Here is a 21,176-nt window from a genome sequence, read left to right as displayed (position 1 = left end):
TAGGTCGACGGTGATCACTCGGAGAACCGACTCGGGAAACACGCCCCCCGGCGCTCCCCCTTTCACTCCGAGCGCCTCCCCGATGGGGTGAATCTCACGGAGTCGGCGGACAGCGGTCTTCCCCGGACTCCGGGAAAGCACCGTGGGGCGGGCACGCGTGCGTGCCCGCCCCACGGAAGTGCGCAGGTGACCTCAGCCGAAGACGGCCAGGCTCTTGGCCTTGCCCCGCTGGTCCTCGACCAGCGCCAGCAGCGTCCCCTCGGGTCCGAAGACCGCGACCGGACCCGCCGGGTACTCCGGCATCTCCAGCCGGACGCCGTTCAGGAGCAGCTTGGCCCGCTTCTCGTCGACGTCCCAGCGCGGGAACGCCGCGTCGGCCGCCTCGGCGACCGGCATGACCGTGAGCTCCTCCTGGAGCTGCTCCAGGGTCTTGGCCGCGTCCAGCTTGTACGGGCCGACCCGGGTGCGGCGCAGCGCGGTCAGATGGCCGCCCACGCCGATCCCGGCACCGAGGTCCCGGGCGAGCGCCCGGATGTACGTACCGGAGGAGCAGACGACCGAGACGACCAGGTCGACGACGGGCGTGCCGTCCTCGGCCTCGGCCTCGCGGACGTCGTACACCTGGAAGGAGGAGACGGTGACCGGGCGGGCCGGGATCTCGAACTCCTCGCCGCTGCGCACCCGCGCGTACGACCGCTTGCCGTCGATCTTGATCGCGGAGACCTTCGACGGCACCTGCATGATGGCGCCGGTCAGCTCGGCCACGCCCGCGTCGATCTGCTCCCGGGTGACCTTCGAAGCGTCGACAGACGCCGTGATCTCGCCCTCGGCGTCATCGGTGATCGTGGTCTGACCCAGGCGGATGGTGCCCAGGTACTCCTTCTCGGTCAGCGCGAGGTGACCGAGAAGCTTGGTCGCCCGCTCCACGCCCAGGACGAGAACGCCCGTGGCCATGGGGTCGAGCGTGCCCGCGTGGCCGACACGGCGGGTCTTGGCGATCCCGCGCATCTTGGCCACGACGTCATGCGAAGTGAAGCCCGACGGCTTGTCGACGACGACAAGCCCGTCGGGCGTCTTTGCTGCGTTGCTCATTCGGCGGCTTCGTCCTCGCCCGGCTTCTTGTAGGGGTCGGCTTCGCCCGCGAAGGCGGCGCCCGAGGACGCCTCCCGCACCTGCGCGTCCGAGGCCCGCGCCTTGTCGAGGAGGTCCTCGATCGTCTTGGCGTTCTCCGGGAGGGCGTCGGCGATGAACGTCAGGGTCGGGGTGAACTTGGTCCCCGCCGCGCGGCCCACGGCCGAACGGAGGACGCCCTTGGCGCTCTCCAGGCCGGCTGCGGCGCTCGCCCGCTCCTCGTCGTCGCCGTAGACCGTGTAGAAGACCGTGGCCTCCCGCAGGTCACCGGTGACGCGGGTGTCCGTGATGGTCACGTGCGTACCCAGGCGGGGGTCCTTGACGCCGCGCTGCAGCTTCTCGGCGACCACCTCCCGGATGAGGTCTGCCAGCTTCTTCGCCCGCGCGTTGTCGGCCACTGGTCCTTCTCCTTCTTTGCCTTGCTCATTCAGTCTTCATCAGTGTGGAGCCTGCGGCGCACCGAAAGCAGCTCCACCTCGGGACGTGCGGCGACGAGCCGCTCACAGCGGTCGAGCACGTCCGATACGAACCCCGGGTCCCCGGACACCAGTGCGACGCCCAGCCGGGCTCTGCGATGGAGGTCCTGGTCGCCCACCTCGGCCGCGCTCACGGAGAACTTGCGCTGGAGCTCGGCGACGATGGGGCGGACAACGGAGCGTTTCTCCTTCAGCGAGTGAACGTCGCCGAGGAGCAGATCGAAGGACAGAGTCCCCACGTACATGCGGTGCCGGATGTCCCGCCGGTTCGGGTTCGGTGGCCTGCCGGGCCGTCGCTCGGCAGGGACACCAGAACCGTACACGCAACGGCCGGAGCCGATCGACGGAATAAGTTCCACCGACCGGCCCCGGCTCACTACTGCGATCGGACGCGATCAGGCGCGCGGCTTCTCGCGCATCTCGTACGTCGCGATGACGTCGTCGATCTTGATGTCGTTGAAGTTTCCGAGGTTGATACCGCCCTCGAAGCCTTCGCGGATCTCGGTGACGTCGTCCTTGAAGCGGCGCAGACCGTGGATCGTGAGGTCCTCGGCGATGACCTTGCCGTCGCGGACGAGGCGCGCCTTGGTGTTGCGCTTGACCTCGCCGGAGCGGATGAGAACACCGGCGATGTTGCCCAGCTTGGACGAGCGGAAGACCTCGCGGATCTCCGCCGTACCGAGCTCGACCTCTTCGTACTCCGGCTTGAGGAGACCCTTCAGGGCCGCCTCGATCTCCTCGATGGCCTGGTAGATCACCGAGTAGTACCGGACGTCGACGCCTTCGCGCTCCGCCATCTGCGCGGCACGACCGGCCGCACGGACGTTGTAGCCGATGACGATGGCGTCGGAGCCCATCGCCAGGTCGATGTCGGACTCGGTGACCGCACCCACACCGCGGTGCAGGACCCGGATGTCGACCTCTTCACCGACGTCGAGCTGGAGCAGCGAGGCTTCGAGAGCCTCGACCGCACCGGACGCGTCGCCCTTGATGATGAGGTTGAGTTCCTGGACCAGACCGGCCTTGAGCACCTTGTCGAGGTCCTCGAGGGACACCCGGCGGACGCGCTTGGCGAAGGCGGCGTTGCGCTCACGCGCAGCACGCTTCTCGGCGATCTGGCGGGCCGTACGGTCCTCGTCGACCACCAGAAGGTTGTCGCCGGCACCCGGCACGTTGGTGAGACCGAGCACCAGGACGGGAGTCGACGGGGTCGCCTCCTCGACGTTGTTGCCCTTGTCGTCGAGCATCGCCCGGACACGGCCGTACGCGTCGCCGACCACCACGGTGTCGCCGATGCGCAGCGTTCCGCGCTGGACCAGGACGGTCGAGACGGCACCACGACCACGGTCGAGGTGGGACTCGATCGCAATACCCTGCGCGTCCTGGTTCGGGTTGGCCCGCAGGTCGAGCGAGGCGTCGGCGGTGAGGACGACGGCCTCGAGCAGGGAGTCGATGTGCAGACCCTGCTTGGCGGAGATGTCGACGAACATCGTGTCGCCGCCGTACTCCTCGGCCACCAGACCGAACTCGGTCAGCTGACCGCGGACCTTGGTCGGGTCGGCACCCTCGACGTCGATCTTGTTGACCGCGACGACGATCGGGACGCCGGCGGCCTTGGCGTGGTTGAGCGCCTCGATCGTCTGCGGCATGACGCCGTCGTTGGCCGCGACCACGAGGATCGCGATGTCGGTCGACTTCGCACCACGGGCACGCATGGCGGTGAACGCCTCGTGACCCGGGGTGTCGATGAAGGTGATGCGACGCTCTTCGCCGTTGACCTCGGTACCCACCTGGTAGGCACCGATGTGCTGGGTGATGCCACCGGCCTCGCCCGCGACGACGTTCGTCTTGCGGATCGCGTCGAGAAGTCGGGTCTTACCGTGGTCGACGTGACCCATGACGGTGACGACCGGCGGACGGGAGACCAGAGCCTCTTCGCCGCCCTCGTCCTCGCCGAACTCGATGTCGAAGGACTCGAGGAGCTCGCGGTCCTCTTCCTCCGGCGAGACGATCTGAACGGTGTAGTTCATCTCCTCGCCGAGCATCGTCAGCGTGTCGTCGGAGACGGACTGCGTCGCCGTGACCATCTCACCGAGGTTCATCATCACCGCGACGAGCGACGCCGGGTTGGCGCCGATCTTCTCGGCGAAGTCGGTGAGGGACGCACCGCGCGACAGGCGAATGACCTCGCCGCCACCGCGGGGCAGCATCACGCCGCCCACGGACGGGGCCTGCATGGCCTCGTACTCCTGGCGCCTCTGACGCTTCGACTTGCGACCACGACGCGCGGGACCGCCGGGACGACCGAAGGCGCCCTGCGTGCCACCACGTCCACCGGGACCGCCGGGACGGCCACCGAAGCCACCGGGACGACCGCCGAAGCCGCCGCCACCGCCGCCGGGACCACCCGGACGACCGCCGCCGCCACCACCGGGACCACCGGGACGACCGGCGAAGCCGCCGCCGCCACCGCCGGGACCGGCCGGACGACCGGCGAAGCCGGGACGAGCACCGCCGCCACCGCCGGGACCACCCGGACGACCGCCGGGGCCACCGGGACCACGGCCGCCACCGCCAGGACCGGGACGCGGGCCGGCAGCGGGACGCTGCGGCATCATGCCCGGGTTCGGACGGTTACCGCCGGGCGCGCCGCCCGGACGGGGAGCCTGCGGACGCGGCATGCCACCGGGGGTGGGACGCGCGCCGCCCTGGCCCTGCGGACGCGGGGCGCCACCGGGGCCACCCTGCGGACGCGGAGCGCCCGGAACGGCGTTGGGGCCGCCCTGCGGACGCGGGGCGCCGCCACCGGGACGCGGCGACTGCGGCCGCGCCATGCCGGTGGAGCCACCCGAGGTGAACGGGTTGTTGCCGGGACGCGGACCGGCCGGACGGGCACCGCCCGGACGCGGGGCACCCTGGCCCTGCGGGCGCGGGGCGCCCTGACCCTGACCACCCTGACCCTGCGGGCGCGGGGCCTGCTGGGCCGGACGGGCGGCCGGGCGCGGGCCCGGGGTCGCACCGGCGGGACGCTGCTGACCGGCGGCCGGAGCCGACGGAGGCGCGGTGAACTCCGGAGTCGTCGGAGCCGGGGAGGCCGGCGCAGGCTTCTGCGCGGCCGGGGGCTTCGGACCCGGGGTGGGACGCGTACCCGAGGTGGGCGCCGCGGCGGGCTTCTCCGCGACCACGGGCTTGGGCGCCGCCGGGGCGGGCGCTCCAGGCTTCGGGGCGGAGGGACGTACAGCCTGCGCCGGGGACGGCGCGGCGGATGCCGCAGCCGGCTTCGGCGCGGCGGGGGAGGGCGCTGCCTTGCGGGGCGCGCCAGGCTTGGCAGCGGTCTTGCCGGCGTTGCCGCCGGGACCCTGCAAAGCGTCAGTCAACTTGCGCACGACCGGCGCCTCGATCGTCGAGGACGCCGAACGGACGAATTCACCGAGTTCTTGGAGCTTGGCCATGACGACCTTGCTCTCCACGCCGAACTCCTTGGCGAGTTCGTATACCCGGACCTTAGCCACTTCGCTCCTTTTAGGTCCGGTTACCGCCGGACCGTCGCTACTTCATGGGCGTACTCATCGCGTACTCATCGAGTGCTCATCGCAATCTCGACCTACTTCCAACTCGCGAGGTACCTGACCGCACGGTGATCCGTGCCGTACTTCTTCACTGCGGTGCCGATCGCTCGACGTGGTGACGGAGCTCCGCGGTGTCGAACGGGCCCTGGGCCTTGAAGGCCCTCGGGAACGCTCGACGGCGGACCGCCAGGTCGAGACAGACGATGGCGGGGTGCAGGTACGCACCCCGGCCGGGCAGCGTACCGCGATGATCCGGAACACACTCGTCCTTGATCACCACGATCCGCAGTAGATCGCTCTTGGCCGCTCGCTCCCGACATCCCACACAGGTTCGTTCAGGGCATACGCGGGCTTGCGTCCGGCCAGACACGATTAAGTCTACCTCCCCGTACCGACCCCACCCGTTTGGGGCAAGAATCGAACAGCTGTTGGCCAAAAACGGGTCTCAGTCCTGCGGACCGGCCTGCTCCGTGTCCGGACGGATGTCGATCCGCCAGCCGGTCAGACGTGCGGCCAGGCGGGCGTTCTGGCCCTCCTTGCCGATCGCCAGCGACAGCTGGTAGTCGGGCACCGTCACCCGGGCGGACCGGGCGGCCATGTCCACGATCTCGACCCTGGAGACCCGCGCCGGGGAGAGCGCGTTGGCCACCATCTCGGCCGGGTCGTCCGACCAGTCGACGATGTCGATCTTCTCGCCGAGCAGCTCCGCCATCACGTTGCGGACGCGGCTGCCCATCGGGCCGATGCAGGCACCCTTGGCGTTCAGGCCCGAACGGGTGGAACGCACCGCGATCTTGGTGCGGTGACCGGCCTCACGGGCGATGGCCGAGATCTCGACCGAGCCGTCGGCGATCTCCGGCACCTCCAGGGCGAAGAGCTTCTTCACCAGATTGGGGTGCGTGCGCGAGAGGGTGACGGACGGACCGCGGACACCACGAGCCACCCGGACGACGTACGTACGCAGTCGCAGACCGTGCGAGTAGTCCTCGCCCGGCACCTGCTCCTGCACCGGAAGGATAGCTTCCAGCTTGTCGTCCAGACGGACGAGGACGTTCTTCGGGTCCTTGCCCTGCTGCACCACACCGGCGACGACGTCGCCCTCGCGGCGCGCGTACTCACCGAACGTCACGTCGTTCTCGGCGTCCCGCAGTCGCTGCTGGATCACCTGGCGGGCGGTGCTCGCCGCGATCCGGCCGAAGTCCGACGGCGTGTCGTCGAAGTCCTTGGGCTCCTGGCCCTCCTCCAGATCGGAGGGGTCTTCCTTCGCCCACACCGTCACGTGGCCGGTGGCCCGGTTCAGCTCCACGCGCGCGTGGCGGCGGGCGTCGGGGGTGCGGTGGTACGCGATGAGGAGGGCCGACTCGATCGCCTCGACCAGCAGGTCGAAGGAGATCTCCTTCTCATTCGCCAAGCCCTTGAGCAGCTTCACGTCGATGTCCACGGCTACGCCTCCTCTTCCTTCTTGTCCTTGCGGTTGAACTCGATCTCGACACGCGCCTTGACGATGTCGGCGAACTCGACCCGACGGGCGGTGGGCTTGCGCCCCTTCACACCCGGCACTTCGAGGTCGAGGCCGTCCTCGTCCACGGCGAGGATCCGGGCGACGAGCTCGCCGTCCTCGGCGAGCTGGAGCTTGGCCAGCCGACCGGTCGCCCGCACGTAGTGGCGGTGCTCGGTCAGGGGGCGGTCGGCGCCGGGGGAGCTGACTTCGAGGACGTACTCGCCCTCGCCCATCACGTCGGTCTCGTCGAGCTTCTCGGAGATCTCACGGCTCAGCTCGGCACAGACGTCGAGCTCCACGCCCTCTTCCGAGTCCACGACGACGCGCAGCAGGCCACGGCGGCCGGCCCGGGACACCTCGATCTCTTCCAGATCCAGGTCCTTCGCGTGGACGAGCGGCTCAAGGAGTCCGCGCAGCCTGTCGCTCTGGGTGGTGCTCATCCGGGTGACTCCTCGGCCGCGTGTGCTGTTGTGGGTTTCGTCGCGTGTCAGACCAAAGGGTATCCGGTCCCGGAGGGTGTTGCCGTCCACCGCCTCGGGGGCCGCGGGTACGCTCGCCTGCGGTGATCTCGACGATCTTCGACGACGGACGACGGACGAGGGAGAGAGCGTGACGACGACGGGCAGGCGCGCACTCCTCAGGGCGGGCGCGGCGGCGGGCGCCACGGCCCTGGTGGGCTGCACCTCCTCCTCCGGCGAAGGCGACGGAACTCGGCGGCCGAGCGCCGCCGAGCTGGAGGCCGAACGGGTGGCGCGCGCCGAGGCGGCGCTGCGGCTCCGCTCGGTCTCGACGGCCCGGACCCTGCTGGAACGTTACGACGCGGCGCTCGCCGCGCATCCCGCCCTGACCACCCGGCTGACCCCGCTGCGACGCTCGGTGGCGGCGCACGCGAAGGCCCTCGGCGAGGGCGGCACGACGGTGGGACCCGCGACGATCTCGCCCTCCTCCCCCTCCCCTTCGGCCTCGGCCTCGGCTTCGGTGTCGCCGCGGCCGGTACCCGTACCGGTCGCGGCGGACCCCCGGGCGGCCCTCAAGGAGCTCGCGGCTGCCGAGCGCACCGCCTCCGACCGGCACACGGACGCCCTGCTCACCGCCCCTCCGGAGTACGCCCGGCTGCTCGCCTCCGTGGCGGCGGCGGGCGCCGCGCACGCCTACCTGCTGACCGAAGGAGCACCGGCATGAGCAGCGCCCTCGACGCCGCCCAGGCGGCCCTCGCCGCCGAACACGCGGCGGTGTACGGGTACGGGGTCGTCGGCGGCCGGATCGGTACGGAGCGCCGCGCGGAGGCCACCGCCGCGTACGAGGCGCACCGGGCCCGCCGGGACGGCCTGCGCCGGACCGTGCGCGACCTCGGCGGCGCCCCCGCGGTCGCCGCGGCCGCCTACCGGCTGCCGTTCCGGGTCACGGACCAGGCCGCCGCCGTGCGGCTCGCGGCCGTTCTGGAGGACCGGGTGGCCGGGGTGTACTCCGACCTCGTCCGGGCCGCCGAGGGCCCGCTGCGGCGCGAGGCGGCCGCCGCGCTGCGGGAGGCGGCGGTACGCGCGGTCCGCTGGCGCGGCAGCGACGTAACCTTTCCTGGGCTCGCCGAGCGGGTGTGAGTCCGGCCCCGAGCGGGCCGACCCCACGCCAGACCGAACGTCAGAAGGACAACGCACGCATGGCTTTCGAACCGCCGCAGCGACTGGTACGGGCGCTCGGCGAGACGTACGGCGACACCGCGGCCACCGAGTGGCTCGGGCCGCTGCCGGAGCACGCGCGGACCGTGCTCGACCACGCCTCGCTGAAGGCCGAACGGGTCATGGCCCCCGGCGGGCGGAGCAGTCTGGTCCTCCTCGTCCGGCGCCCCGACGACTCCCCCGCGGCCCTCAAGATCGCGCCGCCGTTCGCCCGGCCCGACCTGGAGCGGGACGCGCTGGCGCACTGGAACGGCTGGGGCGCGGTCAAGCTCGTCGACGAGACGGCCGAGGGCGGGCTCGTCCTCGAACGGCTGCACCCCGAGGTGTCGCTGCGCTCACTGCCGGAGGCAAAGGCCCTCCTGGAGGCCGCCGGGACCGTACGGAAGCTCTGGGTCGAGCCGCCGGCCGGGCACGGCTTCGAGTCGGTGGCCGAGCGGACGGAACGGCAGGCCACGGCGATGGAGCAGCACCGCACGGACCCGGCCACCGCCGAGCTGACGGCGGCGGCGCTCGCCGCCCGCGAGGAGCTGGTGGCCGCCCCGGAGGAGTCGCTGCTGCTGCACGGCTGCTTCCGGCAGGGCAAGGTGCTGGCCGGTGACCGGGCCCCGTGGCTGTCGGTCGGGCCCGAGCCGCTCGTCGGCGAGCGGGCCTACGACCTGGCACGGCTCGTCCGCGACCGGGTCGAGGACCTGGTGGGTGCCTCCGCGGGCGCGTCGACGGCCCGGCGGCGGGTGAACAAGCTGGCGGACTCCCTGGACATGGACCGGGAGCGGCTGCGCGGCTGGACCCTGTTCCGCGCGGTCGAGTCGGGGACGCGGGCGCTCACGGCGGGGCGGCGGCAGGATGCCGAGCTGCTCCTGGAGTTCGCGGGCTGGCTGTAGGGGAATACCCTTTTTGTACCGTTCGGCTCGATTCCAGGGGGCCGTGATGATCGAAGAGCTGTTGATGGCGGTGGCCGGCGCGGCCGCGGCGGCCGTGGTGTACGCGGGCGCGGCAGCGCGGGTGGTGAAGCAGTACGAGCGCGGGGTCGTCTTCCGCTTCGGCCGGCTGCGCAGCGAGGTGCGCTCCCCCGGATTCACGATGATCGTGCCGATCGCCGAGCGCCTCCACAAGGTCAACATGCAGATCGTCACGATGCCGGTGCCCGCGCAGGAGGGCATCACCCGGGACAACGTCACCGTGAGGGTGGACGCGGTCGTGTACTTCAAGGTGGTCGACGCGGCGGACGCGCTGGTGGCGGTGGAGGACTACAGGTTCGCGGTCTCGCAGATGTCGCAGACGTCGCTGAGGTCGATCATCGGCAAGAGCGACCTGGACGATCTGCTGTCCAACCGGGAGAAGCTCAACCAGGGCCTTGAGCTGATGCTCGACAGCCCCGCGATGGGCTGGGGCGTCGCGATCGACCGGGTCGAGATCAAGGACGTCTCGCTGCCGGAGACGATGAAGCGCTCGATGGCCCGGCAGGCGGAGGCGGACCGGGAGCGGCGGGCGCGGGTGATCAACGCGGACGCGGAGCTCCAGGCGTCGAAGAAGCTGGCGCAGGCGGCGGCGGTGATGTCCGCGCAGCCGGCGGCGCTGCAGCTGAGGCTGCTGCAGACCGTGATGGCGGTGTCGGCGGAGAAGAACTCGACGCTGGTCCTGCCGATCCCGGTGGAACTGCTGCGGTTCCTGGAGCGCGCGACGCCGGCGCCCGCGGCGGCAGGCGGGGTGGCAGCGGGTACGGAGCCGGTGACCGGTACGGAGCCGGTGACCGCGCCGCTGAGCGCGGCGTACCTGAAGGGGCGGGCGGACGCGGCGGAGGTGGTGGCGGACCTGACGGGCGCGTCGGTGGAACCCGTACCGACGCCCGACGACACCGACAGGTGAGCCCCGCGCGGGCGGGCCTGCGGCCTTGATCCCCACAAGGCCCCCCCGGGCCCGGGTACGGCGGCTCCACGTGGGGTGGGGCGTGGTGGAGGGGCCGGGCGGTGTGCGGCCCGGCCCCTCCGGTGCGTCGTCAGGCCGTGAGGCGGGCGATCGCCTCGTCGACCGTGAGCTCCTCGCGCTCGCCCGTGAGGCGGTCCTTCAGCTCCACGACGCCCTCGCCGGAGCGGCGGCCCGCGACCAGGATCTTCGGGACGCCGATGAGCTCCGCGTCGGTGAACTTGACGCCCGGGGAGACGCCCGCGCGGTCGTCGACCAGGACGCGGAGGCCCGCGGCGGCCAGCTTGTCGGAGACCTCCAGGGCCAGCTCGGTCTGGAGGGCCTTGCCGGCGGCGACGACGTGGACGTCGGCCGGGGCGACCTCGGCGGACCAGCACAGGCCCTTCTCGTCGGCGGTCTGCTCGGCGAGCGCGGCCACGGCGCGCGAGACGCCGATGCCGTACGAGCCCATGGTCACGCGGACCGGCTTGCCGTTCTGGCCGAGGACGTCGAGCTTGAGGGCGTCGGCGTACTTGCGACCCAGCTGGAAGATGTGGCCGATCTCGATGGCGCGGTCCAGCTTCAGGCCGGTGCCGCACTTGGGGCACGGGTCGCCCTCGACCACGACGACGACGTCCACGTACTCGTCGACCTCGAAGTCACGGCCCGCGACGACGTTCTTCGCGTGCATCCCGTCCTTGTTGGCGCCCGTGATCCACGACGTGCCCGGCGCCACGCGCGGGTCCGCGACGTACTTCACCTTCTCCAGGCCCTGCGGACCGACGTAGCCGCGCACCAGGTCCGCGCGCTCGGCGAAGTCGGCCTCGGTGACCATCTCGACGGTCGCCGGGGCGAAGTGCTCCTCGACCTTGCCCAGGTCGACCTCGCGGTCGCCCGGCACGCCCACGGCGACGATCTCGCCGTCGACCTTGACCAGGAGGTTCTTGAGCGTGGCGGAGGCCGGCACGCCGAGCGAGGCGGCGAGGGTCTCGATGGTCGGGGTGTCGGGGGTGGGGATCTCCTCGGCGGCCGGGACGGCCGAGCCGTCGACCGGCTGCAGCTCGTAGGAGACCGCCTCGGTGTTGGCCGCGAAGTCGCAGTTCGGGCAGTCGGCGAAGGTGTCCTCGCCAGCCTCTGCCGGGGCGAGGAACTCCTCGGACTTCGAGCCGCCCATCGCGCCGGCGGTGGCCGCGACGATGCGGTAGTCGAGACCGAGGCGCTCGAAGACGCGCTGGTACGCCTGGCGGTGCAGGGCGTAGGACTGGGCGAGGCCCTCGTCCTCCGTGTCGAAGGAGTACGAGTCCTTCATGAGGAACTCGCGGCCGCGCAGGATGCCGGCGCGGGGACGGGCCTCGTCGCGGAACTTGGTCTGGATCTGGTACAGGATGACCGGCAGGTCCTTGTAGGACGAGCACTGGTCCTTCACCAGGAGGGTGAAGATCTCCTCGTGGGTCGGGCCCAGGAGGTAGTCGCCGCCCTTGCGGTCCTGGAGGCGGAAGAGCTCGGCGCCGTACTCGTCCCAGCGGCCGGTGGCCTCGTAGGGCTCGCGGGGCAGCAGCGCCGGCAGGGAGACCTCCTGGGCGCCGATGGCGTCCATCTCCTCGCGGACGATGCGCTCGACGTTGGTGAGGACCTTCTTGCCGAGGGGCAGCCAGCTCCAGATGCCGGCGGCGGTGCGGCGCACGTAGCCGGCTCGGACGAGGAGCTTGTGGCTGAGGACCTCGGCGTCCGCCGGGTCGTCGCGCAGCGTCTTCGCCATCAACTGGGACATGCGCTGGACCGGTGCGTTGGCCATGGTTCTCGTACTCCTGCCGGGACTGACGGTGATGGCCCGAGGTTAGCCGGGTGGGCCCGCGTCGGAGAAATCAGTTCCGGCGCTTGAGCGGCAGGGGCGCGCCCATCACGGCGTACGGGCGGGCCGCGCTCGGGAAGTGCACCTGGCGGGCGAGGTCGTCGTAGCCGAGGGCGCGGTAGAGGCCGCGGGCCGGGGAGTCGGTGTCGATCGCGGAGAGGATCGAGCGCTCCTCGGCGGCCCCCTCGGTGATCGTGGTGATCAGCTCGCGGCCGACGCCCCGCCCCTGGAAGTCGGGGTGGACGTGGAGCTCGGTGATCACGAAGGAGTCGTCGAGCCAGTCCGCGGTGCCGGTGGCGCGCAGGTACGGCTCCACGACGGTGGACCACCAGTGGGTCCGGTCGTTGGGCATCCCGTACACGAAGCCGACGAGCCGTCCGTCGGGCGTGGTCGCCCCGAAGGCGCGGGCGCCGGGGCTCATGAGGTGGCGCAACACGATGTGCCGGCGTACGGCGACCTCGCCCTGGTCCAGGCCGAAGGCGACCGCCTGTACGGCGAGGGCCTCGTCCACCCGGGCGGCGAGATTGACCGGCCCGATCACGACCTCTGCGTCATCCATGCGGCGCACCCTACAAGTGGCCGGGGCCTCAGGGGGTGTCTTGTCGGTCAGGCCGGACCAGGGAGCGGCGTCTGGTGCAGTGCATCGCAAGGCGCCGGAGCGCCTTGATAGCGGAGCTATTCAGGCGTTTCGGCAACGCGGCGAGGTGCCGTGCCAGACGCCGCGAGCCCGGCCTGACCGACAAGACACCCCCTAGAACAGCACGCTCATGAAGGCGCCGGTCTCCTGGAAGCCGACACGGCGGTACGAGGCCCTGGCGGGCGTGTTGTAGTCGTTGACGTACAGGCTGACCACAGGTGCGACGTCGGCGAGCGCGTACTGGAGGACGGCGGCCATGCCCGTCTCCGAGAGGCCCTTGCCGCGGTGCTCGGGGGCGACCCAGACGCCCTGGATCTGGCAGGCCTGGCGGGTCGCGGCGCCGATCTCGGCCTTGAAGACGACCTTGCCGTCCTCGATCCGGGCGAAGGAGCGGCCCGCGCCGACGAGCTCGGCGACCCGGGCCTGGTAGAGCAGTCCCCCGTCGTTGGCGAGCGGGGAGACGCCGACCTCCTCGGTGAACATGGCCACGCAGGCGGGCATGATCGCGTCCATCTCGTTCTTGCGGACGCGGCGGACCAGCGGGTCGGGCACGACCGTCGTGGAGGGCTCCTCGGCGACCATCAGCGGCTGGCGGGCGCGGACGTCCCGCGCCGGGCCCCAGCTGGGCTCCAGGAGCTGCCACAGCAGGCTGGTGGGCTCGACGGGGCCGACGATCGAGGAGCAGCGGCGGCCGATCCTGCGGGCCCGGTCGGCGAAGGCGCGGACGGCTTCGGGGGTGGCGCAGAGGGGGACGAGGTTCGCGCCGGAGTAGCAGAGCGAGCGCAGTCGGCCGTCGGCGTACCAGCCCCACATCTCGCCGCCGAGACGCCAGGGGTCGAGTCCGGCGACCTGGACGCGGGCGGTCACGAAGGCGTTCTCGACGGGGGCGCTCTCCAGGACGGCGAGTGCGGCGCCGAGGTCGGCGGGTTCGAGGACCCGGGTGGTCGTCTGTGTCAACACGAGGGGGCCTCACGGGACGGATCTGCTGGTCTCCGCACTTTACCTGGACGGTCGCGGGCCACGCCTGTGGCAGCGCGAAGCCCCGCCACCCTGGGCGGGTGACGGGGCTTGCGCGCACCGAGCCTTGACAAGGCTCGCGCGGACCGGCGAGTGAGCCGAAGGGGCGCGGCCGGGGGAACGGCCCGAGCGCGCGGAGCCTCCTGAGGAACGAAGGAGGCGAGCACGGTCGGGGCCGTGAGCCCGGCTGGAGCGCCCCGGAGGCGAACCGAGCCGTGAAGAGGGGGTCAGCCGGCGATGGCGACGGTCGGCTCGCCGCTGGCGACGCCGTCCTTCTCCATCTGCTCGGCGATCTTGAGCGCCTCTTCGATGAGGGTCTCGACGATCTTCGACTCGGGGACGGTCTTGATGACCTCGCCCTTCACGAAGATCTGGCCCTTGCCGTTGCCGGAGGCGACGCCGAGGTCGGCCTCGCGGGCCTCGCCGGGGCCGTTGACGACGCAGCCCATGACGGCCACGCGCAGCGGGACGGTCATGCCGTCGAGGCCGGCGGTGACCTCCTCCGCGAGCTTGTAGACGTCGACCTGGGCGCGGCCGCAGGACGGGCAGGAGACGATCTCCAGACGGCGCTGGCGCAGGTTCAGCGACTCCAGGATCTGGATGCCGACCTTGATCTCCTCGACCGGCGGCGCGGAGAGCGAGACGCGGATGGTGTCGCCGATGCCCTGGGAGAGCAGGGCGCCGAAGGCGACGGCCGACTTGATGGTGCCCTGGAAGGCCGGGCCCGCCTCGGTGACGCCGAGGTGCAGCGGGTAGTCGGACTGGGCGGCGAGCTGGCGGTAGGCCTCGACCATCACGACCGGGTCGTTGTGCTTGACCGAGATCTTGATGTCGCGGAAGCCGTGCTCCTCGAAGAGGGAGGCCTCCCAGAGGGCGGACTCGACGAGTGCCTCGGGAGTGGCCTTGCCGTACTTCTTCAGGAGCCGCGCGTCCAGCGAGCCGGCGTTGACGCCGATGCGGATCGGGGTGCCGGCGTCGCCGGCCGCCTTGGCGATCTCCTTGACCTTGTCGTCGAACTGCTTGATGTTGCCGGGGTTGACGCGGACGGCCGCGCAGCCCGCGTCGATCGCGGCGAAGACGTACTTCGGCTGGAAGTGGATGTCGGCGATGACCGGGATCGACGACTTCCGGGCGATCGTGGCGAGCGCGTCGGCGTCGTCCTGCGTGGGGCAGGCCACGCGCACGATCTGGCAGCCGGAGGCGGTCAGCTCGGCGATCTGCTGGAGCGTGGCGCCGATGTCGGAGGTGCGGGTCGTCGTCATCGACTGCACGGAGACGGGGGCGTCACCGCCGACGGCCACGCTGCCGACCTGGATCTGCCGGCTCTTGCGCCGCTCGGCGAGCCGGGTGGGGACGGTCGGGATACCGAGAGCAATCGCGGTCATCTTCTGTGCAACCTCAAGGTTGTGCGTCGGCGGTCTCAGGTCTCCGAGGTTACCGCCCCGGGAGCGGGAGGCCGGACACCGTGGCGTCCGGCCCCCCTGGGAGTTACGTGATCCTCACCGGGTTGACGATGTCGGCGGCAAGGACGAGCAGGGTGAAGCAGACGAAGACGCCGGCCACGACGTAGGCGGCGGGCATCAGCTTGGCCACGTCGAACGGGCCCGGGTCGGGGCGCCGGAAGATCCGGGCCGTGTGGCGGCGTACGGACTCCCAGAGGGCGCCCGCGATGTGGCCGCCGTCGAGCGGCAGCAGCGGAAGCATGTTGAACAGGAACAACGAGACGTTGAACATGACCAGAAGGTCCATGAACATCACGAGGATCGTCGTCGGCGGCGCCTCGATGTTCATGAGTTCGCCGGTGATCCGGGCGGCTCCGACCACGCCCACCGGCGAGTCGTCGGCGCGCTCGCCGTCGCCGAAGGTGGCGTCCCAGAGGCCGGGGATCTTGCCCGGGAGGGCGATGACCGAGTGGACGCTGCCCTCCAGGCGGTCGGTCATGCGTTCGGTGGTCTCGCCGAAGGTGAGGGGCGCGACCTCGGACTTGGAGGCGAAGCCGAGGTAGCCGGCGTCGATGTACGTCAGGGGCTGGACGACCTCGCCGTCCTCGTCCTTCTTCGGGACCTTGTTGGAGACGAGCGTGGGGTGCAGCTCGACGCGCTGTCCGGCCCGCTCGACCGTGATCGTCGCGGGGCCGACGGTCTCCCGGATGCGGTCGGAGAGCGCGTCCCAGTCGTTCACCGGCGTGCCGTTGAAGGCGACGATCTTGTCGCCGTCCTTCAGGCCGGCCTTGAAGGCCGGGGAGACGGGGTCGCCCGTCGCACACTTCTCGCGCTTCTCGCTCTGCTTGATGACGCACTTCTGGACCCCGGCGACCTCGGTCGTCTGGCCCGCGATGCCCAGCGTCATCATCGAGCCGAAGAACAGCGCGAGGGCCAGGACCAGGTTCATGAACGGTCCCGCGAACATCACGATCACGCGCTTCCACGGCTTGCGCGTGTAGAAGAGCCGGGTCTCGTCTCCGGGCTGGAGTTCCTCGTACGAGGCCTCGCGGGCGTCCTCGATCATGGAGCGCCAGGGCGAGGTCGAGCGGGCCTCGATCTTGCCGTCCGCGCCCGGCGGGAACATGCCGATCATGCGGATGTAGCCGCCGGCCGGGATGGCCTTGATGCCGTACTCGGTCTCGCCGCGCTTCTTCGACCAGATCGTGGGGCCGAAGCCGACCATGTACTGCGGCACGCGGATGCCGAAGAGCTTGGCCGTGGAGAGGTGGCCCAGCTCGTGCCATGCGATGGAGACGAGCAGTCCCAGCGCGAACAGCACGATGCCCAGGGCGTACAGGAGCATTTCGGTCATGCGCGGGCCTCCGCTGTTGCCTTCGCTGCGAGCTCTCGGGCCCGGGCCCTCGCCCAGGTCTCCGCTTCGAGGACGTCCGGGACGGTGAGAGAGGTTCCCGTACCGGGAACGCCGTGCTCCGCGACGACCGCTGTGACCGTATCCATGATTCCGTTGAACGGCAGCCTTCCGGCGAGGAACGCCTCGACGCACTCCTCGTTCGCCGCGTTGAAGACGGCGGGTGCCGTACCGCCCAGGTCGCCCACGTGCCGGGCCAGCCCGACCGACGGGAAGGCCTCGGTGTCGAGCGGGAAGAACTCCCAGGTGGAGGCCTTGCTCCAGTCGAAGGCGGGGGCCGCGTCCGGGACGCGCTCGGGCCAGCCGAGGCCGATGGCGATCGGGCCGCCCATGTCCGGCGGGGTCGCCTGGGCGAGCGTGGAGCCGTCCGTGAACTCGACCATCGAGTGGACGTACGACTGGGGGTGCACGACGACCTCGATGCGGTCGAAGGGGATGTCGTAGAGCAGATGCGCCTCGATGACCTCCAGGCCCTTGTTCACCAGGGTCGCGCTGTTCACCGTGATCACCGGGCCCATGGCCCAGGTCGGGTGGGCGAGCGCGTCCTCGCGGGTCACATGGGCCAGTTCCGCGCGCGTACGGCCGCGGAACGGGCCGCCGGAGGCGGTGACGATCAGCTTGCGGACGTCGGCGCGGGTGCCGGCGGCGAGCGCCTGGAAGAGGGCCGCGTGCTCGGAGTCGACCGGGATGATCTGGCCCGGCTTCGCCAGCGCCTTGACCAGCGGGCCGCCGACGATCAGCGACTCCTTGTTGGCGAGGGCCAGGGTGCGGCCGGCTTCGAGGGCGGCGAGCGTGGGCGCGAGGCCGATGGAGCCCGTGATGCCGTTGAGGACGGTGTGGCAGGGGGAGGCCGCGAGCTGCGTGGCCGCGTCCGGGCCCGCCAGGAGCTCGGGCAGGGGCTCGGAGCCGTACAGCGCCGTCAGCGCCTCGCGCAGCTCGGGCAGCACCTCCTCGCGGGCGACCGCGACCGCGGCGACCTTGAGCAGGTGCGCCTGCTCGGCGAGCAGTCCGACCCGCCCGCCGGAGGCGGCCAGGGCGGTGACCCGGAAGCGGTCGGGGTTGCGCAGCACCAGGTCGATGGCCTGCGTGCCGATGGACCCGGTCGAGCCGAGGACGACGATGTCCCGGCGTCCTTCGGAGACGTCGAAGGCGATGTGGGGATCGGCGAGAGGAGAGGGGCGGTCGCTCATGCCCCCCATTCTCGCCGCAAACGCTGTGCGGACTTCACGGGGTGTGGACAAACGTGTCGAAGACCCGGTGGAAGTCGGGGAACGTCTTCTTCACACAGCCGGGGTCGTCGAAGGTGATCCCGGGGGTGCGCAGGGCGGTGACGGCGAAGGACATGACGATCCGGTGGTCGCCGTGGGTGGCGATCTCGGCGGGGCCGGTGGGCGTGCCGGGGTGGATCTCGATCCAGTCGGGGCCGGTGCGGACGGTGATGCCGAGGCGGCGCAGGTTCTCGGCGCAGGCGTCGAGGCGGTCGCACTCCTTGACCCGGGTGTTGGCGACGTCCTCGATGCGGACGGGGCCGTCGGCGAAGGGCGCGATCGCGGCGAGGGTCGGCATGGTGTCGGAGATGTCCCGCATGTTGACGGTGAGTCCGCGCAGGCTTCCGGTGGAGCGGACGGTCGTCCCGGTGTCGGTGATCTCGACGTCGGCGCCCATGCGGCGCAGTACGTCGACGAAGGCCAGGTCGCCCTGGAGCGCGCCGGTGCCGAGGCCGGGGACGGTGACGGAGCGGCCCGGTTCGAGGGCGGCCGCGGCGAAGAAGTAGCTGGCGGTGGAGGCGTCGGGCTCGATGCCGTACGTCCTCGCCCGGTAGCCGGTGGGGGCCACCCGGTACGTACGGCCCTCCTGGCGTACGTCGGCGCCGAAGGCCCGCATCATCGCGAGGGTGATCTCGACGTACGGCTCCGAGACCAGGTCCGTGACGGTGATGTCGAGGCCGTCGGAGGTGAGCGGGCCCAGCATGAGCAGGGCCGTCAGGTACTGGGAGGACTGCCCGGCGTCGAGGGTGAGCGCCCCGCCCTTGACGCCGGCGGCGGCGACGGTGAGGGGGTGGTGGCCCTCGTGCTCCTCGTGGCGCAGGTCGACGCCGAGGGTGCGCAGGGCGGTGCTGAGCGGGCCGAGGGGGCGCCGTCGCATCTGGGCGGAGGCGTCGAAGCGGTACGTGCCGTGGCCGGCGGCGACCAGGGTGGGCAGGAAGCGGGCGGTGGTGGCGCCGTCGCGGCAGTAGACCTCGGCGGTCTCGGCGCCGGGACCGGCGGGGCGGCCCTCGATGTGCCAGGCGTCGGGCTCGCGGCGGACCGCGTAGCCGAGGGCGGTGAGGCCTTCGGCGAAACCCTCGGTGTCGTCGGAGACGAGCGGCCGCAGAAGGGTGGTGGTGCCCTCGGCCGCGGCGGCGAGGAAGAGCGCGCGGGCGGTGACGGACTTGGAGCCGGGGATGTCGATGACGGTCACGGGCGTCATCCTGCCGTGTGGGCGGGGCGGGCGGCCCCGCGTTCCGCATGGCGGAACGGGGGCGAACGGTCGACGGGAGGGCGGCGGACGGTCAGCGGGAGCACGGCGGGCGGTCAGCGAGCGGGCGGCTGGCGGCTGGCGGCTGGCGGCTGGCGGCTGGCGGCTGGCGGCTGCCTCAGGGGATCCTGCGGTGGACGTTCTCCTCGGTCGACGGCCCCGGCGTGGCGTCCGCGATCCACGGGCCGTCGTCGCCGGGGTCGACGATGCCCGCCTCCAGCCACGCGTACCGGCCGTCGAGGACGCCGTCGACGATCCGCCGGTCGAGGTCGTCCGTGTTGGACCAGAGGCGGCCGAAGAGCTCCTCGATCCGCAGCCGGGCCTGGCGGCAGAAGGCGTCCGCGAGCTCGTACGCCTCCCGGCCGTGGTCGCCCGTGGTGCGGAGGAGTTCGGCCCGTACGCAGACGGCGCTCATCGCGAAGAGCTCCGCGCCGATGTCGACGATCCGCCCGAGGAAGGCCTGCTTGAGCTCCATGCGGCCCTGCCAGCGGGACATCGCGTAGAACGTCGAGCGGGCGAGCTTGCGGGAGGTCCGCTCGACGTACCGGAGGTGACCCGCGAGGGCGCCGAACTCCCCGTACGCCCCGGGCAGCTGCCCCGGACCGGCGACGAGTCCGGGGAGCCAGCGGGCGTAGAAGCCGCCGGCCCGGACGCCGGCCTTCGCCTTGTCGGCGAGGGAGGTGTCCGGGTCGATGAGGTCGCCGGCGACGGAGAGGTGGGCGTCGACGGCCTCGCGGGCGATCAGCAGGTGCATGATCTCGGTCGAGCCCTCGAAGATCCGGTTGATCCGCAGGTCGCGCAGGATCTGCTCGGCGGGGACCGCCCGCTCCCCTCGGGCGGCCAGGGAGTCGGCGGTCTCGTAGCCGCGGCCGCCCCGGATCTGGACCAGTTCGTCGGCGATCAGCCAGGCCATCTCGGAGGCGTACAGCTTGGCGAGGGCGGCCTCGATGCGGATGTCGTTGCGGTCCTCGTCGGCCAGCTGGGAGGCGAGGTCGACGACGGCCTCCAGGGCGAAGGTGGTGGCCGCGATGAAGGAGATCTTGGTGCCGACGGCCTCGTGGCGGGCGACGGGCCTGCCCCACTGCTCGCGGACGCCCGACCACTCGCGGGCGATCCTCAGGCACCACTTGCCGGCGCCCGCGCACACCGCCGGGAGCGAGAGCCGGCCGGTGTTGAGGGTGGTGAGGGCGATCTTGAGGCCGCTGCCCTCGGGGCCGATGCGGTTTCCGGCCGGGACGCGGACACGGTGGAAGCGGGTGACGCCGTTCTCCAGGCCGCGCAGCCCCATGAAGGCGTTGCGGTGTTCGACGGTGATGCCGGGCGAGTCGGCCTCGACGACGAAGGCGGTGATGCCGCCGGGGTGGCCCTCGGACACGGGGACGCGGGCCATGACGACCAGCAGGTCGGCGACGACCCCGTTGGTGGTCCACAGCTTCACGCCGTCGAGGACGTACGTGTCGTCCTCGGGTACGGCGCTGGTGGCGAGGCGGGCCGGGTCGGAGCCGACGTCGGGCTCGGTGAGGAGGAAGGCGGAGAGGTCCGTTCGGGCGAGGCGGGGCAGGAAGGCGTCCTTCTGCTCCTGGGTGCCGAAGAGCTTCAGTGGCTGCGGTACGCCGATCGACTGGTGCGCGGAGAGCAGGGCGCCCACGGCGGGGCTCGCGGAGCCGACGAGGGCCAGGGCGCGGTTGTAGTACAGCTGGGTGAGACCGAGACCGCCGTACGCCGGGTCGATCTTCATGCCGAGCGCGCCGATCTCCTTGAGCCCGGTGATCGTCTCGTCCGGGATGCGGGCCTCGCGCTCGATGCGGGCGCCGTCGATCCGGGTCTCGCAGAAGGCGCGGAGGGTCGCGAGGAACGCCTCCCCGCGCCGGACGTCCTCGTCGGCGGGGAGCGGGTGGGGGTGGACGAGGTCCAGGCGGAACCGGCCGAGGAAGAGTTCCTTGGCGAAGCTCGGCTTGTGCCAGTCCTGCTCGCGCGCGGCCTCGGCGGTCTGCCGGGCCTCGCGCTCGGTGACCTTGGGCCGCTGGGTGGGTGCGGACATGCTC

The 21,176-nt window shown here is 71.6% G+C and carries 19 protein-coding genes; 4 read left to right on the top strand and 15 right to left on the bottom strand.

The genetic code is table 11. The annotated features are described in order from the left end of the window. Positions 1 to 192: 192 nt before the first annotated feature. From truB to rimP, 7 genes are all read right to left on the bottom strand, one after another. Entirely contained in the window at positions 193 to 1,092 is a 900-nt protein-coding gene (truB, locus tag OG580_RS26465; protein WP_267046150.1) for a tRNA pseudouridine(55) synthase TruB, read from the bottom strand. After that, the gene (gene rbfA, locus OG580_RS26460; RefSeq protein WP_267046149.1) at positions 1,089 to 1,529 is read right to left on the bottom strand and encodes a 30S ribosome-binding factor RbfA; all 441 of its coding nucleotides are present in this window, start codon (positions 1,527 to 1,529) and stop codon (positions 1,089 to 1,091) included. The genes truB and rbfA overlap by 4 nt, the downstream gene beginning before the upstream one ends. Positions 1,530 to 1,558: 29 nt before the next feature. After that, positions 1,559 to 1,852: a DUF503 domain-containing protein gene (locus OG580_RS26455; protein ID WP_019889861.1), complete on the bottom strand. Its 294-nt coding sequence runs from the start codon at positions 1,850 to 1,852 to the stop codon at positions 1,559 to 1,561. Between the two features lie 150 nt (positions 1,853 to 2,002). Further along, positions 2,003 to 5,119, bottom strand: coding sequence for a translation initiation factor IF-2 (infB, locus tag OG580_RS26450; RefSeq protein WP_267046148.1), 3,117 nt, complete (start codon positions 5,117 to 5,119; stop codon positions 2,003 to 2,005). 145 nt (positions 5,120 to 5,264) lie between these two features. Continuing rightward, complete coding sequence (locus tag OG580_RS26445; protein WP_267046147.1) at positions 5,265 to 5,546, bottom strand: YlxR family protein; 282 nt, start codon at positions 5,544 to 5,546, stop codon at positions 5,265 to 5,267. A gap of 75 nt (positions 5,547 to 5,621) precedes the next feature. Next, the gene (nusA, locus tag OG580_RS26440; RefSeq protein WP_267046146.1) at positions 5,622 to 6,617 is read right to left on the bottom strand and encodes a transcription termination factor NusA; all 996 of its coding nucleotides are present in this window, start codon (positions 6,615 to 6,617) and stop codon (positions 5,622 to 5,624) included. A gap of 2 nt (positions 6,618 to 6,619) precedes the next feature. Next, positions 6,620 to 7,117, bottom strand: a complete 498-nt coding sequence (gene rimP / locus OG580_RS26435; RefSeq protein WP_267046145.1) for a ribosome maturation factor RimP — start codon at positions 7,115 to 7,117, stop codon at positions 6,620 to 6,622. A gap of 169 nt (positions 7,118 to 7,286) precedes the next feature. Here rimP and OG580_RS26430 point away from each other — a divergent pair, with 169 nt between their 5' ends. The 4 genes from OG580_RS26430 to OG580_RS26415 are packed head-to-tail and all read left to right on the top strand — an operon-like array spanning position 7,287 to position 10,219. Continuing rightward, positions 7,287 to 7,859 carry a hypothetical protein gene (locus OG580_RS26430; protein WP_267046144.1) on the top strand — a complete coding sequence of 191 codons (573 nt, stop codon included), beginning with the start codon at positions 7,287 to 7,289 and terminating at the stop codon, positions 7,857 to 7,859. Further along, a complete protein-coding gene (locus OG580_RS26425; protein WP_267046143.1) occupies positions 7,856 to 8,275 on the top strand; it encodes a ferritin-like domain-containing protein in 420 nt (139 codons plus the stop codon). Before OG580_RS26430 ends, OG580_RS26425 begins: the two co-directional genes overlap by 4 nt. Positions 8,276 to 8,334: 59 nt before the next feature. After that, entirely contained in the window at positions 8,335 to 9,234 is a 900-nt protein-coding gene (locus OG580_RS26420; RefSeq protein WP_267046142.1) for an aminoglycoside phosphotransferase family protein, read from the top strand. Positions 9,235 to 9,280: 46 nt separating this feature from the next. Then, the gene (locus OG580_RS26415) at positions 9,281 to 10,219 is read left to right on the top strand and encodes a slipin family protein (RefSeq protein WP_267046141.1); all 939 of its coding nucleotides are present in this window, start codon (positions 9,281 to 9,283) and stop codon (positions 10,217 to 10,219) included. A 130-nt stretch (positions 10,220 to 10,349) separates the two neighbouring features. Here OG580_RS26415 and OG580_RS26410 read toward each other — a convergent pair whose 3' ends face one another. From OG580_RS26410 to OG580_RS26375, 8 genes are all read right to left on the bottom strand, one after another. Next, on the bottom strand, positions 10,350 to 12,050 hold the full coding sequence (locus tag OG580_RS26410) for a proline--tRNA ligase (RefSeq protein ID WP_267046140.1): 1,701 nt from the start codon (positions 12,048 to 12,050) through the stop codon (positions 10,350 to 10,352). A gap of 70 nt (positions 12,051 to 12,120) precedes the next feature. After that, positions 12,121 to 12,666 carry a GNAT family N-acetyltransferase gene (locus OG580_RS26405; protein WP_267046139.1) on the bottom strand — a complete coding sequence of 182 codons (546 nt, stop codon included), beginning with the start codon at positions 12,664 to 12,666 and terminating at the stop codon, positions 12,121 to 12,123. A 192-nt stretch (positions 12,667 to 12,858) separates the two neighbouring features. Beyond that, positions 12,859 to 13,704, bottom strand: a complete 846-nt coding sequence (locus OG580_RS26400; protein WP_267046138.1) for a GNAT family N-acetyltransferase — start codon at positions 13,702 to 13,704, stop codon at positions 12,859 to 12,861. 284 nt (positions 13,705 to 13,988) lie between these two features. Continuing rightward, positions 13,989 to 15,146 (bottom strand): flavodoxin-dependent (E)-4-hydroxy-3-methylbut-2-enyl-diphosphate synthase, encoded by a 1,158-nt coding sequence (ispG, locus tag OG580_RS26395; protein WP_024755628.1) that lies wholly within the window; start codon positions 15,144 to 15,146, stop codon positions 13,989 to 13,991. 103 nt (positions 15,147 to 15,249) lie between these two features. Next, positions 15,250 to 16,557 (bottom strand): RIP metalloprotease, encoded by a 1,308-nt coding sequence (locus OG580_RS26390; RefSeq protein WP_267046137.1) that lies wholly within the window; start codon positions 16,555 to 16,557, stop codon positions 15,250 to 15,252. Continuing rightward, a complete protein-coding gene (gene dxr, locus OG580_RS26385; protein ID WP_267046136.1) occupies positions 16,554 to 17,804 on the bottom strand; it encodes a 1-deoxy-D-xylulose-5-phosphate reductoisomerase in 1,251 nt (416 codons plus the stop codon). The genes OG580_RS26390 and dxr overlap by 4 nt, the downstream gene beginning before the upstream one ends. A gap of 34 nt (positions 17,805 to 17,838) precedes the next feature. Next, entirely contained in the window at positions 17,839 to 19,074 is a 1,236-nt protein-coding gene (gene aroA / locus OG580_RS26380) for a 3-phosphoshikimate 1-carboxyvinyltransferase (protein WP_267046135.1), read from the bottom strand. Between the two features lie 175 nt (positions 19,075 to 19,249). Then, on the bottom strand, positions 19,250 to 21,172 hold the full coding sequence (locus tag OG580_RS26375; RefSeq protein ID WP_267046134.1) for an acyl-CoA dehydrogenase family protein: 1,923 nt from the start codon (positions 21,170 to 21,172) through the stop codon (positions 19,250 to 19,252). Positions 21,173 to 21,176: the final 4 nt, after the last annotated feature.

Origin of the sequence: Streptomyces sp. NBC_00094 (genome assembly GCF_026343125.1) — a bacterium.
Lineage (GTDB): Bacteria > Actinomycetota > Actinomycetes > Streptomycetales > Streptomycetaceae > Streptomyces.
Note: the sequence above shows the minus strand (reverse complement) of the source record. Positions and strands in the feature narration are given on the sequence as shown.

Excerpts from the sequence above, each read along its gene's own strand:
- truB (WP_267046150.1), bottom strand. The coding sequence starts at position 1,092 with ATGAGCAACGCAGCAAAGACGCCCGACGGGCTTGTCGTCGTCGACAAG.
- OG580_RS26455 (WP_019889861.1), bottom strand. The coding sequence starts at position 1,852 with ATGTACGTGGGGACTCTGTCCTTCGATCTGCTCCTCGGCGACGTTCAC.
- rimP (WP_267046145.1), bottom strand. The coding sequence starts at position 7,117 with ATGAGCACCACCCAGAGCGACAGGCTGCGCGGACTCCTTGAGCCGCTC.
- OG580_RS26425 (WP_267046143.1), top strand. The coding sequence starts at position 7,856 with ATGAGCAGCGCCCTCGACGCCGCCCAGGCGGCCCTCGCCGCCGAACAC.
- OG580_RS26420 (WP_267046142.1), top strand. The coding sequence starts at position 8,335 with ATGGCTTTCGAACCGCCGCAGCGACTGGTACGGGCGCTCGGCGAGACG.
- OG580_RS26415 (WP_267046141.1), top strand. The coding sequence starts at position 9,281 with ATGATCGAAGAGCTGTTGATGGCGGTGGCCGGCGCGGCCGCGGCGGCC.
- OG580_RS26410 (WP_267046140.1), bottom strand. The coding sequence starts at position 12,050 with ATGGCCAACGCACCGGTCCAGCGCATGTCCCAGTTGATGGCGAAGACG.
- OG580_RS26405 (WP_267046139.1), bottom strand. The coding sequence starts at position 12,666 with ATGGATGACGCAGAGGTCGTGATCGGGCCGGTCAATCTCGCCGCCCGG.
- ispG (WP_024755628.1), bottom strand. The coding sequence starts at position 15,146 with ATGACCGCGATTGCTCTCGGTATCCCGACCGTCCCCACCCGGCTCGCC.
- OG580_RS26390 (WP_267046137.1), bottom strand. The coding sequence starts at position 16,557 with ATGACCGAAATGCTCCTGTACGCCCTGGGCATCGTGCTGTTCGCGCTG.
- dxr (WP_267046136.1), bottom strand. The coding sequence starts at position 17,804 with ATGAGCGACCGCCCCTCTCCTCTCGCCGATCCCCACATCGCCTTCGAC.
- OG580_RS26375 (WP_267046134.1), bottom strand. The coding sequence starts at position 21,172 with ATGTCCGCACCCACCCAGCGGCCCAAGGTCACCGAGCGCGAGGCCCGG.